Consider the following 13694-nt stretch of genomic DNA (forward strand, 5'->3'; position numbering starts at 1 on the left):
GGCTGGGCTTCGTGAGCGAGGAGCATGACGCATGAGTGGTGAGCAGTATTTCTGGCGGTCGGGGGCGGGGGCGACGCCGGTACAGCTGCCGCGTAACTGGGCAGTGGAGACGCACCGGATCAAGCGCCATCGGCCGCTGTGGTCAAAGATCGCGCGCGCATTTCACGCGCGGGTCATGAAGAACGATGCGGCGCGAGCCTACTTCGCCGCCGAACAGCAATCCAAAATTGCGCTGCGCGGGCACCAACAGGTCGCAACTCTTCTCGCAGCAGGGGTGCCGGTTCAGATTGCCACCTTGCGCGGCATCCAAGATACGCAGCAGACCATCAACGAGAACCCCATCCTGCTGCTCGAGGTCGAGGTGACGGGTGACCACGCTGAGATCGTGGCCCTTGTGCCGCGCATCGCCGTGCCCCGCCCGGGGAACGCATCGCGGTCATGGAACACCCCGAGAGCCTCACACTGCTGTATGCGGGATTAGAGGCTTAGTTCGAGGCGATGTAGCTTCGCAGCACTTTTGCCAAGGGCGGCAGGTGGGTAACTACGACTTCGCGGACGACGTTGACATCGACCCCGAAATACTGGTGGACGAGAATATTTCGGAATCCTCGAATTTGGGGCCAGGCGATCTCTGGGTACGCAGTAGTAATTTCCGCGGGAAGATGTTTCACAGTTTCTCCGATTATCTGGAGATTTCGCTCGATCGCGTCCTCTGCCATTTCGGCGTCAACACTGTCAAGAGTGACGACATAACGCTGACAACGTTCGATTGCTTCAAGAACATCGGCGATGCGCTGTGAGGCTTCACGACTCATAGAGCTACCGCGTCGTCGAATGCAGATTTCGAGATAGGCCGTTTAAGCAGCTGAGCAGGAAACACGTCGATGTCTTCGCGCCCGAACAGCGCTCGCGATTCTTCCATCAGCCCTGAGGCGCGCATCAACAAATTACCGTCAGCGGGATCCATTTCAACGAGGATGTCGATGTCTGAGCCAGCGTGAGCGGTGCCACGAGCGACCGAGCCGAACAGTTTCGGGCTGGTTGCTCCATACCGTTCAAGGAGCACCTGGAACTCTTCGCGACGCGCCTCAATCAGCTTGCGAAGGGCAAGCGTCTCGGGCGTCATAGCGGTCTTGAACATACCTCCAGGATACCGGCCGTGACACACATTCGATATAGGAGATTCAGCACAGCCGAGCACTGTTATAGCCTCGCCTCGTTGACGTCATCAGTTCCCCGCAGTGAGCCTGGGCGTGGAAGCACTCGAGTAAGAATTCAGCGAAGTTGTCCGCCTCGTTCGAGGTCCATAGCCCGCCCGTAGAGGTCGCTCAATTCGTGTTCGATCTTTATGATGAGCTCTCGGGCACGGTCGTCTTCGGCGATGCGCAAGTACCGTTCTTCGTGAATGATCGCCACCAAAGTGTGTTCAATGGTCCGATAGCCAGCTGGTCCTGACCGCATCGCACGCAGCTGGTCGAGGTAGTCGTTCAACACAAGCAGATAGGCGCCTCCAGCGAGACGCTGCTGGGCTTTGCCGCGCGCGCGACGAAAGAACCTCTGCATTTCGCTGGCAAGCCTGGCCGAGAATGATTCCAATCGGCGCACATCTGCGGGGACCTCGCTGCCGAACATTTCGCGAAAGAGCTCGTCATCCTGACTCGTGTTACCCAACGCCGATCGATCACGCCGCAGCGCACCCACGAAACTCAGCGCGAGGCCTTGCGAATATTCGTGTCGCAGCGCCGCAAACTCGTCTCTTGGAGCACCCGTGTCACGAATCTCTTGCGCTCGCTCATCGAGCCCCTGCCCAAGCGCCCACGATCTCAGGATTATGGCTGTGCGCTCTGCGTCGTCAACATGGCTCTCTGCTGCCCCAATCACGGTGTACCGGTCTGCGAGCAGCTCAAGCAGCAGCGCCCCGTCGTGCCGAAAGGTCACCCAGAGGCTGCCCGCTGCGGGGCGCCCCTCAGCCGAAATGTCGTTCATGAAACCAGTTTCGCAGGTCGAGGTGCACGGCCGGAACCCACACTTCCCTAGCGCCGATGGTGAGTCACCCGCTTTGCCTGTTCCAGCGCTGGGGACAACGCGATACCGTGGGGGCATGGCTGAAATTCATGGACTTGACGCCCTGCTCGCGGCGCTAAATGCCGGCGAGACCATCCCCGGGGGTTCGCCGCACCACGCGGCGATGCATGCCGCGAGCCAGGAGTCCCTGCGCATCACTACAGAGCTCAATGGGCGCTACCACTCCCCCGACGAAGTACGGGCGCTCATGAGCGAGCTGATCGGAGGCGAGGTCCCTGACTCGTTTCAGATTTTTCCACCGTTCAGTGCCGACTTTGGTAAGAACATTCGTTTCGGTGAGAACGTGTTCGTCAACAGCGGGTGCCGCTTTCAAGACCAGGGTGGAATCGAAATCGGTGATGGCTCGCTCATCGGCCACAATGCCGTAATCACGACGTTGAACCATGACATGGCCCCGAGCCGGCGCGCAGACATGCACCCGGCGCGCGTTGTCATTGGCCGGGGCGTCTGGTTCGGCGCGAACGTCACCGTACTCCCGGGCATCACGATCGGTGATGGAGCCGTCGTGGGTGCTGGCGCGGTAGTTACCAAAGACGTGCCCGCGAGGACCGTGGTCGTTGGCGTTCCAGCGAAACAGGTGGGCACCGTACCCGAGGGTTGAGCGCCCTGGATTAGTGCCCCATGAGGCCTTGAATGTCGGTCACGACCTGAATCGACGTGATCGTCTCACGCTTCTTCAGATTCTCGACCTTTTCCTTGCCGCCCAGTGAAAGCAGGGGCACATACACGAAGGACTCGTCGTAGGGCAGTTCGCCGTGCTTCTTGACGGCCTTCGGAAAGATGTCCCATTTCAGTTCGCGAGACAGGTGACGTGCTCCACCTCTGCGCACCAGGCTGAGGAACACATCCATGTCGCCGAGGCCACGAATCTTATTCTCGCGGTAGATAATCGCCACCACGCCAAGGCTGGGTTCCCAAGTAATGAGATCACCCAGCCCGGTCACCATGATCGGGATCGCGATCCCATCACCCTGCGTCTTACCGATGCAATCGCCGACCTCGCCGAGTTCGGCTTCGGATCGATGACCCGCAGGAAGCCCCTGCCAAACGTGCCGTAGCCGTACTGTTCCCAGACCTCGACGAGTTCGGCCGGCACCTGGTCACGGTATTCCGCGATGATCTCTGCCGGAACCGGCGCATGCGACACAAAATCTTTGATCTCAACCATGAAACATAATTTACTTCGCCAACACATCCCGTGGGCTTTCGGTGTCACGGAATAATCAAATTTTCAGCCGGCTTTCACCGTTCCCTGCGGCGAATCAGCGAAGCTCTCCGGCAAGGGAGAGCCTCGCTGTGTTCGTAACATGTTTAGACGCTGCACCTAAGCGCCGCTGACATGACGGCCGACATACTCGCCGCGAGCACCGAGCGCCCCTGCCCAGCAACCCAGAAGATACCTTCTTCGGTTCGAACCTCAAGCAGTGTCAATGCCTCGCTATCGCTGCCCACACCCACGCTGGTCTGGTGTAAAGCGACGATATCGACAGGGATGCCGTGAACTGCGAGCACTGAAGCCAAAGCCTCAACCGGCCCGACACCATCATGGCTGCTGGTGTGTTGCTGCCCAGCAACATCGAGAACGAGCTCCACGCGGGCCTCTCCCTCCAGATCTGAGATCTGATAGCTCGTCAAAGCAATGCGTGATTCCTGTGTGTCTCGCTGCAAATACACCTGCTGGAAGACGCTCCACAACCCTGTCGCGGTGACCTCACTGCCGGTAGCATCTGTGTGCCGCTGCACGTGACGAGCGAAGTCAATCTGCAGGCGCCTGGGCAACTCAATCCCATACTCAGACTCGAGAAGATACGCGATGCCGCCCTTCCCTGACTGCGAATTCACGCGGATCACTGCATCGTAGCTTCGCCCAATATCGGCCGGATCAATGGGCAAGTAGGGCACTTTCCATTCGACTTCGCGCTCGGGCCGCCCCTCAGCTTGCGCGCGTGCCCGATGCTCGATGAACCCCTTCTTAATAGCGTCTTGATGGGTGCCACTGAACGCGGTGTGTACGAGGTCGCCGACGTAGGGGTGGCGCGGATGCACTTCGAGTCGGTTGCAGTATTCAACGGTGCGACGAATCTCATCAATGTCAGAGAAGTCGATCATCGGGTCAACGCCCTGCGCGTGGAGGTTCAGGGCGAGGGTCGCGATGTCGACGTTTCCGGTGCGCTCACCGTTGCCGAAGATGCACCCCTCGACTCGCTGAGCTCCCGCGAGGATCGCGAGCTCTGCGCAGGCAATGCCGGTGCCGCGGTCGTTATGCGGGTGCACCGACAGGATGACCGAATCACGGCGTGCAAGGTTCTTGTGCATGTACTCGATCTGATCGGCATACACATTCGGCGTCGCGATTTCGACGGTCGCGGGCAGGTTGAGAATCACCGGCCGCTCGGGCCTCGCGTCCCACAGCTCGGTCATGCTGTTGCACACATCGAGCACGTAATCGGGCTCAGTGAGGTTGAAGACTTCTGGCGAGAATTCGAAGCGCACATTTTTCATGTCCCCGGCGAATTCGAGCACGTCTCGTCCACCCGACAAGATGAGCTGCTTCAGATCTTCTTGCCCGTAGCCGAGCACCATACTGCGCCAGGTGGGGGCCGTCGCCGTGTACAGGTGAATGACCACAGGGTTGGAGATCCCCTGGATAGCGGCGACGGTGCGCTCGATAAGCTCCCGACGAGCTGGCGTAAACACGACAATCGTCACATCGTTCGGAGCGATGTTCGTGTCAGCGATGAGCCGCACGAAGTCGTAGTCAGTTTGAGATGCTGACGGGTAGCCCACCTCAATCTCTTTGTACCCCATCGCGACCATGAGCTCGAAGAAACGCTGCTTGCGCGCCGGATCCATCGGCTCTGCCAGGGCTTGATTACCGTCGCGCAGGTCAACGGGCACCCACAGCGGGGCCGCAGTGAGACGCTTCGTCGGCCAATCGCGTTCGATCGTCGGCACTTCCACGCGAGAGTACACGTCGGCGTAGCGATGCGATGGCATTTGCGAATGACGCTGCTGGTTCCAAGCTGGTGCGCCAGCGGGAACGGCACCCGTCGGTGTCGAAATATGGGGAAACGATGGCTGAATCATGTTGCGGTTCCTTCGGTCTAGAAGTTGCGACCGGCACGCCGCTCATCTCCACGACGGGGAGCCGGTCTGGCTAAGCCCCGCCGTGGCAACGAAGAAGAAGGAATCCAGCTGAGATCATGGATAGAATGTATCACAACTCCTCAGACAAGTAGACAGGTAATGTCATGGCGCAGGTATCACGAAAGCCACTAGCCGACCAGGCGGCCGATCTCCTACTCACCCGCATTCGATCAGGCGAGTGGACCCTCGGCGAGAAACTGCCGGGAGAAACCACGCTCGCACCTCAACTCGGTGTCGGGCGGTCCACGGTGCGCGAAGCGATTCGCCAGCTAGCCGGTCGTGGGGTGTTGGCATCACGGCAGGGCGCGGGAGTCTTCGTAACCGCGCTCGACGTCCCCGAGGATTGGGATGCTGTGTTGCGCAGAACGAACATCCTCTCGGTGATCGAGGCGCGCATCGCCATTGAGGCAGAAGCGGCCTCACTCGCGGCAGCGCGACGGACTCCGGCAGATCTACGCGCGATCCGCCGCGCCCTCACTGATCGGTCCGAAAACCGCGTCGAAATCGAGCGCCTCGTCGATTCCGATACGGCATTCCACCGCGCAATCATTATTGCCGCGCACAATCCAATTTTGCTTGAGTTGTTCGACAGCTTCACCCCGCGCCTGCGCGAGGCGATGATCGAGATGCTCCGAATCCGCAAGGATTTCGGGGATGACGCCGACCACGATGTTCACGGCGAGATTGCTGATGCGATCGCTAATCGCGACGAAGCAGCTGCGGCTCTTTGCAGCCGCACGCATCTCCTCTCGCTGCGAGACAACCTCGCGTGAGCGCCGGATCGATGCGCTACTCACCAAATTAGCACGGTGTGCTATTTTGGTGGGCATGGGTTACGCAAAGCATGACGAACGCCGCGAGCAAATTCTGTCGGCGGCGGCTGGGCTGCTCGCAGAGGCCGGGATGGAACAGCTCTCGGTGCGCGCCGTGGCACAGGCCGCGGGGATCGGCATGGGCACGCTCCGGCACTATTTCTCCAATCAGAAGTTGCTGCATGAAGCATTGATCCTCAAGCTCGTCGATGAGGAAACCCAAGATTTCGAGATTCACGACCAGACGCTGCCCGCACCAGATCGCCTCGAGCGGTGCCTGTTGCAATTCGTGCCGACGCTCGACGAAGCAACACACTTGCTCGACGTGTGGTTTGGCATGTATCGGGTGGGCCTAGACCCGTCTGGTTCGCCCTTCGCGCGCGAGTTCTTGGAGCTCTCGACCACCCGATCTCGCGAACGCATCAGGGAGTGGCTGTCGATCGTGTCAACCGAAGGGCACCTCGAGTCCTCCGCTGTGCGCACGCACGCGCTCGAGTTGAGTGCCCTGATCTCAGGGGTGTGCCTCGAGCTCGTCACCCCCGGCGCTGAGATGACCGTTGACGACGCGCGCAGCATCGTGAGCCGCGCCGCGCGAGCGATACCGAAAGCAGTACGCGCATGAGCGGCGACGAACAGACCACAAGCGAGCGCGGCAGGGTGCGCCCGAATCGTAGGGAACGACAGCGAGCCAGCCTCATGAAGAGCGCCGGAGCGCTCACGCTGCCCCGCGATCTCTCGGGCGGCCGGTCGCTGCCACTTGCGTACGTGCGCAGCGGGCCACGATCAGGGCCTCCCGTGCTGGTGATTCCCGGCGGGCCAGGTCTTGGGTCAGTGATGCCCTATCAGCGATTCCGCGCAGTTGCGGCGAAGCAAGGGATCGACGTGCTCATGGTTGAGCACCGCGGTGTCGGCCTGTCGCGCAAGGCAAGCGACGGTCACGATCTGCGCCCCACAGACATCACTGTCGAAGAGGTGCTGGCCGATCTCGTTGCGGTGCTCGATGCCGAGAACATCGAGCAGATCTTGGTGTATGGGGCGTCGTACGGCAGCTATCTGGCGGCGGCGTTTGGGGCTCGTTACCCAGATCGGGTGAGCGGGATGATTCTGGATTCACCGATGCTCGACGCGCAGGGCAGACACGACACCGCGCGATCACTCAACGACTTGTATTGGCATGGCACCGCGGAGACTTCGGAGCACGCTTCTCGACTTCGTGCCCTGATTCAACGCGGAACGGTCTCCGTTGAAGATACCGGATTCCCCGTGCAACTTTTGCATGAGGCTGGCGGCCCTCATCTGGTGATGTCGATGCTCAACCTGTTGGAACGCGGCAAGGGCGCCCGCGTCTGGTCGTGGTTGAACCGCCTCGGCACCTCCGACGTCATGAAGCCCCGGCCTTTCCTGATGGAATTCGATCTCGTCGCCCATTGCGCATTCACCGAACTCGGCTTCGGCCTCCCCCACGATGCTGAGCTTGGCCCACTGCGTAGCGATGCTTCCTTCGCCGCACTCTCCGAAGAGTGGCCGCCCTTTGAGCGCGAGCCTGTCGATGTGCGCGGGGCGCTTCCGCACTTCAATTGGCCCATGCTCGTACTCTCGGGAGACCGCGATCTGCGTACGCCGCGATCGGTTGCAGAACAGGTGGTCCAGGCTGCGCCGCACGCAACCCTCGTTCCAATCAAAGACCACGGGCATAGCGCCCTCGACACCGCGCAGCTTCTTGCCCTCCAAGCAATCAGTCATCTCTCCATGGATCCAACCGCATCGCCATCTATCTTGAGCACGCTCAGCGGATCACGGCCGATGATGGCCCGGCTCATCTCGATCCGGATCATGATCGCCAAGATGCTCCCGCAGCGACGAAGCTGAGCCACCCCTTCTGGCCCGTTGCTCGGTCGTGCCGCGCTCAGGCCGGCAGCGACCCGAACTGGATGAGGTGTTCGAGATCGCGGGCGAATCGCTCGGCATCGGCGTTGTTCTGCGGCATCATTCTGAACGCTCGCCTTGAGGCGGTGTCGACCTTCATCATCGCAAATAACCACGGACGATACCGCACCCCTACGACCTCAGCCAGGGGCACCTGGCGGCTGATTTTTGACCCCTTAAAGATGCCAGCCACTCGCGCCAGGATAAATCGAGAGTCGGTGACGATCATGACGAAGGGGAAGTCGCCGGCGACACCTGGTAGCGCCAGCAGCACCTCTTCCTCAGGATGAAGCACCTTAGGGATATCGCGTCGCAACCCAGGGCTCTCATAGAGCTCATTGCGATTGAGGGCCGTCGCATAGGTCATGGCGGCGCGAGTTGTGGTCATGCTTAAAATTCTAGGAGCACTAGTCTGAACATGAAATTCACCGCGGGATCTGGCTAACAGAAATGCTCCTATTCGACCGCAGATCAATGTAGTTTAGAAAGCATTTCAGCCCCCTAACCACGACCATTGGAGACTCCAATGCCTCTTCGCTCAGTTTTTACCGAGGCACAGAAGTTCGCCAAGTACCTGGTGTCTGCGCCGGAGGTCGTTGATCACGAGCTGGCAGAGGAAAAGTATCGAGCCAATGGCCTACGCAAAGACAAGGTCCTCGTAGCTGACCTCATCACGCAGCTCCCCGAGCTGACTATGCCGTTAGGCCAGCCAGACTCGAATGTCGCCTCGGCCGTGATCACCGACGCACTGCGCTGGTGGGTAGAGGTAGAGGACGGCACGAAAATTCCGATCGCCGCGGTGAATATCGAGAACATCGGCTGGCGAGGTCTCGCCTATTCCAGCGACCCCCACTCGCCAGCGATGTCAGTTCACGATCTCGTGTTCGGCGGCGACCGGGTCAACGGTCAATTTACGGCCGCTAGCGGTTTACCCGTCAACATCGAAATCGTGTACTTCGATGACCGCGAGAAGGATGTTAATGCCAAGGTGACTATCCAACCGGCGCCTGACAAGGCGGTTATGCGCCCGGGCGGGCGAGACATCAGGAAGACGATTGCCGATCTCCGCAATGAAGTCGAGGTCATGGAGAAGCACCCCATAGCCAAAGACATTTTCGAGTCGTCCGTCGAGCTCGCTGCAGAGAAGGCACTGGGGCGCTTCTTCAACCTGTTTTGAACCACGCGTTCGAACCCGATGGGTAGACGCTAGACAGTAAGCATTTGAGGTTCTCTTCAACCACGATGCGCTTACCGTTGAGAAAAAGGGGCATCAGCCATGGCACGCAAGAAGACTGCCGAAGAGAAGGCAGATGAGCAGCGACGGTACGCTCTTGCTCGAGCAGCAAAGGAAGAAGCGGATTTCGAGCCGTTTTTCTCCGACCCCAATCAAGCTATCCGTGCGGTGGCCGCGGGGAATCCGGAGGCAACGGCCGACGTGCTCGACCGGTTTGCCTCCGACCGATTCTGGGGCGTCGGGGCCGAGGTTGCGCTGCACAAGAATGTATCCCGCGAGACGCTCCTTCGTCTGGTCGAGGATCCCCGTTCTGGCGTCGTCTATCGGGAGGCAAGGAAGAGGCTCGAGGCAGAGGGCATACTCTTTGGCAACGATGGCTTCGCCATCTACTTCTGACCAGTATCGCCGCGGGGCTAGGGCGACCGGGGCCAGTCAGAGACGTCGCCGCGGTTGGCAGCCTCTCACGTCAGGCCACCTGGACGCGCTGATCACCCATCACATACTCGATCGCCAGCCCGCCGCCGACTGCTTCAAGGTAGCTACGGATCGTGCCAACCTTCGCACTGTCGAGGTCGCCGCGCTCAATCTTGGAGACCTGTCGCTGGCCGACACCAATGCGCTCGGCCAGTTGCGCTTGCGTCAGCCCGGCCTGCTCACGCAGTTCACGTAGCCGGTAGGCGCGCACCTCCGCGAGCATCCTTGCCTTGTGTGCTTCAATACGCGCCCGCGCAGCGTCGTCAACAGGGCGTGTAACGACATAGTCCTCATAGCTCAGAGCCAATTCGATCACTCCCCTCTCAGTCGGTCCAGATGTTCGCCGAACAGGTCGTCGGCCCTGGGAATGTTTTTCTTGTACCAGCGAACCCAGTTACCCGTTTTGTCTCCGGCAACCAGCATGATTGCTCTGCGCTCGGGATCGAACGCGAAGAGAACCCGCAGTTCGCTCTTCCCCGACGAGCCTGGGCGAAGCTCCTTCATGTTCTTGTGCCGGGAGCCACCAATAGTATCCACGAGCGGGCGTCCGAGCTGCGGCCCGATTTCCCTCAAGACTTCGATAGCGGCCATCACCTGCTCCCAAGAGTTTGAATCTAGGGCATCGAGCCAGTCTTCGACGAGCCCGACATCAACGTTCCACACAACACCATAATAGACCCTGCAGGGTCTATTGGCAATGCACTTCTCTCGAAGAACTTAGACACGAATTCGAAACTCCACCGCGACAGCATCGCCGTTCCATTCGGAGTCCTCGATCACATGCGCGTCTCTCGCGAGCGTGACGTCACGCCTCTTCCAACGAGGACCGCTCGTCATCACGCAACCTCCAGCGGCGTGATCGCCGTAATCTGCTCGGCGATACGATCCTCAGCAAGATCCAACTCGTAATACGCCTGCAGGTTCATCCAGAACTGCACGGACGTGCCGAAATACTTCGCCAACCGCAACGCGGTGTCAGCTGAGACTCCGCGCTTGCCATGCACGATCTCGTTGATGCGGCGAGGTGGGTCCCCAATAGCAACCGCAAGCTTGTTCTGCGTGATGCCAAAACAACTGATGAAGTCCTCCATGAGAACCTCGCCCGGGTGGATTGGTGGATAACGCTTCTCGGGCATCCTCTCTCCCTCAGTGATAAATCTCTCGGCGGTGACCGACTCACAAAACGAGGATCATCAGCCCATCGTCACGAACGTCGTAGATGATCCGGCAGTCGCCAACGCGAATACGGAGCTCGCCGTTACCACCGCCCATCTGCAGGCTTCCTGGCGGTCGTGAATCTTCAGCGAGCACATGGATCGCAGCCTTCAACCGAACAGCGACCTGCGGATGAAGCCCACGAAAAGTCTTCGCGGCTCCCCGCGCGATGCTGATCTTATACGTCACGTCAACCCAGGATCAAGGCCCCGGCGTACCTTACGTATATTGATCGCGTAGCCCAAGTCGTGCCTCACATACTTTGATCGCATACTTCTACGCTGAACGAGTATGAACAAGGGCGTGGTGTCAGTGGCGACACGTATCGAAGTCACCAAACAATTGAAGCAGGCCTACAAGACTGCTTCTCGCGCTGAGAAGTCCAAAATTCTGGACCAGTTCTGCGCGACTACCGGGATGTCACGCGTGACAGGCAGGCGCTACCTGACCAGCCCACACCTCGGTACCAAGAACGTCACCCAGATCGACCATCGACGGCATCGACCGACCAAATACTCGGCCGCTTCCCAACGCGTGCTGGTGTGGCTGTGGCGAGTCATGATGTACCCCTGCGGGAAATACATGCAGCAGATGCTCCCCGAATGGATTCCCCGACTTGAAGCGCATCATGAACTCGTTTACGGGCGTCACGACTACAGCCCCGAGGTGCGAGCCGAACTGTTGCAGATGTCTGCCGCCACAATCGACCGATACTTACGCGAACACCGTCGGGCGTTGGAACTGAAGGGCATCTCAGCCACCCGGTCGGGCGCGCTGCTGCGCACCTCGATCACGATCCGGAAAGCCGGGGATGAAGCCGAACACGAGCCCGGGTTTATGGAGTGTGACACCGTCGCGCATTGCGGCCCAACACTCAAGGGCGAGTTCGCGAGAACCCTCACCGCGACCTGCGTATACACGGGGTGGACACACTTGGAAGTCCTCCGCAATAACGCGCGTGTACACATGATCGCCGCGCTCGATCGTCTCGAGAAAGCGTTGCCGTTTGATGTTGCCGGGCTCGACTGCGATAACGGCTCCGAGTTCATCAACGACCAAGTCGTGGCGTGGGCGGGTGAACGGAAGGTGTTCTTCACGAGGTCCCGGCCCTACAAGAAAAATGATCAAGCGGTCGTCGAGTCCAAGAACAATCACATCGGGCGCAAGTATGGCTTCTACTACCGCTACGACACCGCCGACGAACGAGACGTCCTCACGAAACTCTGGCAGGTGGTGATGTGGAAGATGAACTTCTTCACCCCCACGAGAAAGCCAGTCGGGTGGAGCGTGGATGGGCAGGGGCGCAGGCGGCGCGTGTATGACGCTCCGAGGACTCCGTATCAGCGGCTGCTCGATGCCGGGGTACTCTCCCACGCTCAAGAACGTGCACTGCGGGCACAGTATGCGAAACTCAACCCGGTCGAGCTGACCCGTGACATTGTCCGGTATCAGGGCATGCTCATCACCAAAGCACGATGGAAGACCGAGGTCCTCACGGCCGAGGTTGCAGACGCGAAGAAGAACCGGCGGAAACGACAGACCGGCGGCGTGAAGATTCGCTCCGCCTGAGCCGAGGCTACGCGATCAAAGCACGTGAGGCACAAGTAGAGTTACGCGATCATCTTGACATGAGGCACTACGACACTGCTCGGTCGCTCAGCGTCGGCAGCTCCGGGCACTGCTTGCCCCGGCCACGACCTCGGTGCGGGAACCAACGCGCTGGTGAAGCGCCCTGGGTTCCGTTAGGGAGGCAGTCGACCCCTGCGGAGGCTCCGCAGGGGTCGGTTAAAAGCGAAGGTCAGCGCCATTAACGCTCAGCAACTGATAGTAGATCGGAACTCACCCCTCGGACCCAAACGGGGACCGAGAAGATAAAATTCCTGGTCAGAGGCGACCCTTAGACGTTGAACCTAAATTCAACCGAGTTCCGGTTCAACCTATCGCCCTAACACTCGGCGCACTCAAGAAGACCAGTCCCAGACGCAGCTGTCCAGCACTGAACAATTCACTCGCGCCAACGTCCGCAATGATTCTCCTTTTCCCGGGCTCCATGTGTTTTGATCGCGTGAAATCATTCCTTCGAGGACCGGGCGCAGATGAGCCGCTCACACCCGCAGCAAGATCTTGCCTGGAGTGTGCGCACCCATGCTGTGTTCAAAAGCGGTGGCCGCCTTCGCGAGCGGCAGAATCTCTGCGATGCGCACAACCAGCTTTCCGATTGCCGCCAGCTCGACCGTGCGCTCGAGCTCATCAATCGGATGCTCCACCCACGGAATACCCGCCGACACCGAGTGCTCTTCACCCCACACAGTGACCGCGCGCGCCATGTTCGACAGCAGTTGCGTCGTCGCGTGTACCGAGTTTCGCCCGCCCACCGCATCTGCGCTCGCGGTGACCGTTCCGATCGAGCGCACTGCCGAAATCAGGTCACCGGCATAGTCCACGGGGATTGCACCGATCGAGCGTAAGTAGTCCTGGTTGGCGACCGATGCCGTGCCGATCACGCGGGCGCCTCGCGCTACGGCAATCTGCACGGCTGCCGCTCCGACGCTTCCCGCCGCCCCGTGTACCAGTAGGGTGTCGGCTGCGGTAATACCCAGGTGGTGAACGAGCGAGTACCCCGCGACCGCTGATGAAGGCAAACTCGCCGCTTGTTCGGGGCTCACGCCCCGCGGTCGCCGCACGACCAGATCAGCATCGACGACGAGCTGTTCGCGGTAGGAGCCGCCCCGAGCACCAACGATCACGGCATCGCCCACCGCCACGGTCACCACACCCGCGCCAACCGCATCAACGATGCC

20 protein-coding genes are annotated in these 13694 nt (G+C 60.0%); 8 read left to right on the forward strand and 12 right to left on the reverse strand.

What is annotated here, in order from left to right; genetic code table 11:
• The first annotated feature begins 31 nt into the window (after positions 1–31).
• Positions 32–481, forward strand: a complete 450-nt coding sequence (locus JOF28_RS06990) for a hypothetical protein (protein WP_209705110.1) — start codon at positions 32–34, stop codon at positions 479–481.
• Between the two features lie 4 nt (positions 482–485).
• Here the strand turns inward: JOF28_RS06990 and JOF28_RS06995 are convergent, their stop codons facing one another.
• From JOF28_RS06995 to JOF28_RS07005, 3 genes are all read right to left on the reverse strand, one after another.
• Entirely contained in the window at positions 486–815 is a 330-nt protein-coding gene (locus tag JOF28_RS06995; protein WP_209705111.1) for a HepT-like ribonuclease domain-containing protein, read from the reverse strand.
• Positions 812–1141: a nucleotidyltransferase family protein gene (locus tag JOF28_RS07000; RefSeq protein ID WP_209705112.1), complete on the reverse strand. Its 330-nt coding sequence runs from the start codon at positions 1139–1141 to the stop codon at positions 812–814. The genes JOF28_RS06995 and JOF28_RS07000 overlap by 4 nt, the downstream gene beginning before the upstream one ends.
• A 134-nt stretch (positions 1142–1275) precedes the next feature.
• A complete protein-coding gene (locus tag JOF28_RS07005; RefSeq protein WP_209705113.1) occupies positions 1276–1986 on the reverse strand; it encodes a hypothetical protein in 711 nt (236 codons plus the stop codon).
• A 115-nt stretch (positions 1987–2101) separates the two neighbouring features.
• Between JOF28_RS07005 and JOF28_RS07010 the strand changes: the two genes are divergently transcribed.
• Positions 2102–2686, forward strand: coding sequence for a DapH/DapD/GlmU-related protein (locus tag JOF28_RS07010; protein ID WP_209705114.1), 585 nt, complete (start codon positions 2102–2104; stop codon positions 2684–2686).
• A 10-nt stretch (positions 2687–2696) separates the two neighbouring features.
• Here the strand turns inward: JOF28_RS07010 and JOF28_RS14515 are convergent, their stop codons facing one another.
• From JOF28_RS14515 to JOF28_RS07020, 3 genes are all read right to left on the reverse strand, one after another.
• Positions 2697–2981 (reverse strand): T6SS immunity protein Tdi1 domain-containing protein, encoded by a 285-nt coding sequence (locus tag JOF28_RS14515; RefSeq protein ID WP_342452110.1) that lies wholly within the window; start codon positions 2979–2981, stop codon positions 2697–2699.
• Positions 2982–3025: 44 nt separating this feature from the next.
• On the reverse strand, positions 3026–3253 hold the full coding sequence (locus JOF28_RS14520) for a GAD-like domain-containing protein (RefSeq protein WP_245189898.1): 228 nt from the start codon (positions 3251–3253) through the stop codon (positions 3026–3028).
• Positions 3254–3396: 143 nt separating this feature from the next.
• Positions 3397–5172: a 2-isopropylmalate synthase gene (locus JOF28_RS07020; RefSeq protein WP_209705115.1), complete on the reverse strand. Its 1776-nt coding sequence runs from the start codon at positions 5170–5172 to the stop codon at positions 3397–3399.
• Positions 5173–5336: 164 nt separating this feature from the next.
• Between JOF28_RS07020 and JOF28_RS07025 the strand changes: the two genes are divergently transcribed.
• From JOF28_RS07025 to JOF28_RS07035, 3 genes are all read left to right on the forward strand, one after another.
• Positions 5337–6005 (forward strand): FadR/GntR family transcriptional regulator, encoded by a 669-nt coding sequence (locus JOF28_RS07025; RefSeq protein ID WP_209705116.1) that lies wholly within the window; start codon positions 5337–5339, stop codon positions 6003–6005.
• A 55-nt stretch (positions 6006–6060) separates the two neighbouring features.
• A complete protein-coding gene (locus tag JOF28_RS07030; RefSeq protein ID WP_209705117.1) occupies positions 6061–6666 on the forward strand; it encodes a TetR/AcrR family transcriptional regulator in 606 nt (201 codons plus the stop codon).
• Between the two features lie 74 nt (positions 6667–6740).
• A complete protein-coding gene (locus JOF28_RS07035; protein WP_209705118.1) occupies positions 6741–7913 on the forward strand; it encodes an alpha/beta fold hydrolase in 1173 nt (390 codons plus the stop codon).
• 37 nt (positions 7914–7950) lie between these two features.
• On the opposite strand, the gene JOF28_RS07040 is transcribed toward JOF28_RS07035, so the two are convergent.
• Positions 7951–8358, reverse strand: coding sequence for a PH domain-containing protein (locus tag JOF28_RS07040; RefSeq protein ID WP_209705119.1), 408 nt, complete (start codon positions 8356–8358; stop codon positions 7951–7953).
• 138 nt (positions 8359–8496) lie between these two features.
• Here JOF28_RS07040 and JOF28_RS07045 point away from each other — a divergent pair, with 138 nt between their 5' ends.
• On the forward strand, positions 8497–9147 hold the full coding sequence (locus tag JOF28_RS07045) for a hypothetical protein (protein ID WP_209705120.1): 651 nt from the start codon (positions 8497–8499) through the stop codon (positions 9145–9147).
• 99 nt (positions 9148–9246) lie between these two features.
• The gene (locus tag JOF28_RS07050; protein ID WP_209705121.1) at positions 9247–9600 is read left to right on the forward strand and encodes a hypothetical protein; all 354 of its coding nucleotides are present in this window, start codon (positions 9247–9249) and stop codon (positions 9598–9600) included.
• A 70-nt stretch (positions 9601–9670) separates the two neighbouring features.
• On the opposite strand, the gene JOF28_RS07055 is transcribed toward JOF28_RS07050, so the two are convergent.
• The 4 genes from JOF28_RS07055 to JOF28_RS07070 form a co-directional block, all read right to left on the reverse strand.
• On the reverse strand, positions 9671–9994 hold the full coding sequence (locus JOF28_RS07055; RefSeq protein WP_342452111.1) for a helix-turn-helix transcriptional regulator: 324 nt from the start codon (positions 9992–9994) through the stop codon (positions 9671–9673).
• Entirely contained in the window at positions 9991–10341 is a 351-nt protein-coding gene (locus tag JOF28_RS07060; RefSeq protein ID WP_209705122.1) for a type II toxin-antitoxin system RelE/ParE family toxin, read from the reverse strand. Before JOF28_RS07060 ends, JOF28_RS07055 begins: the two co-directional genes overlap by 4 nt.
• 173 nt (positions 10342–10514) lie before the next feature.
• Positions 10515–10814 carry a HigA family addiction module antitoxin gene (locus tag JOF28_RS07065; protein WP_209705123.1) on the reverse strand — a complete coding sequence of 100 codons (300 nt, stop codon included), beginning with the start codon at positions 10812–10814 and terminating at the stop codon, positions 10515–10517.
• 40 nt (positions 10815–10854) lie between these two features.
• Positions 10855–11082, reverse strand: a complete 228-nt coding sequence (locus JOF28_RS07070; RefSeq protein WP_209705124.1) for a type II toxin-antitoxin system RelE family toxin — start codon at positions 11080–11082, stop codon at positions 10855–10857.
• A 102-nt stretch (positions 11083–11184) separates the two neighbouring features.
• Here JOF28_RS07070 and JOF28_RS07075 point away from each other — a divergent pair, with 102 nt between their 5' ends.
• Positions 11185–12462, forward strand: coding sequence for an integrase catalytic domain-containing protein (locus JOF28_RS07075; RefSeq protein ID WP_209704348.1), 1278 nt, complete (start codon positions 11185–11187; stop codon positions 12460–12462).
• Positions 12463–12998: 536 nt separating this feature from the next.
• Here JOF28_RS07075 and JOF28_RS07080 read toward each other — a convergent pair.
• The gene (locus tag JOF28_RS07080; protein WP_209705125.1) at positions 12999–13667 is read right to left on the reverse strand and encodes a zinc-binding dehydrogenase; all 669 of its coding nucleotides are present in this window, start codon (positions 13665–13667) and stop codon (positions 12999–13001) included.
• Positions 13668–13694: the final 27 nt, after the last annotated feature.

It is taken from the genome of Leucobacter exalbidus, from assembly GCF_017834145.1.
GTDB lineage: Bacteria > Actinomycetota > Actinomycetes > Actinomycetales > Microbacteriaceae > Leucobacter > Leucobacter exalbidus.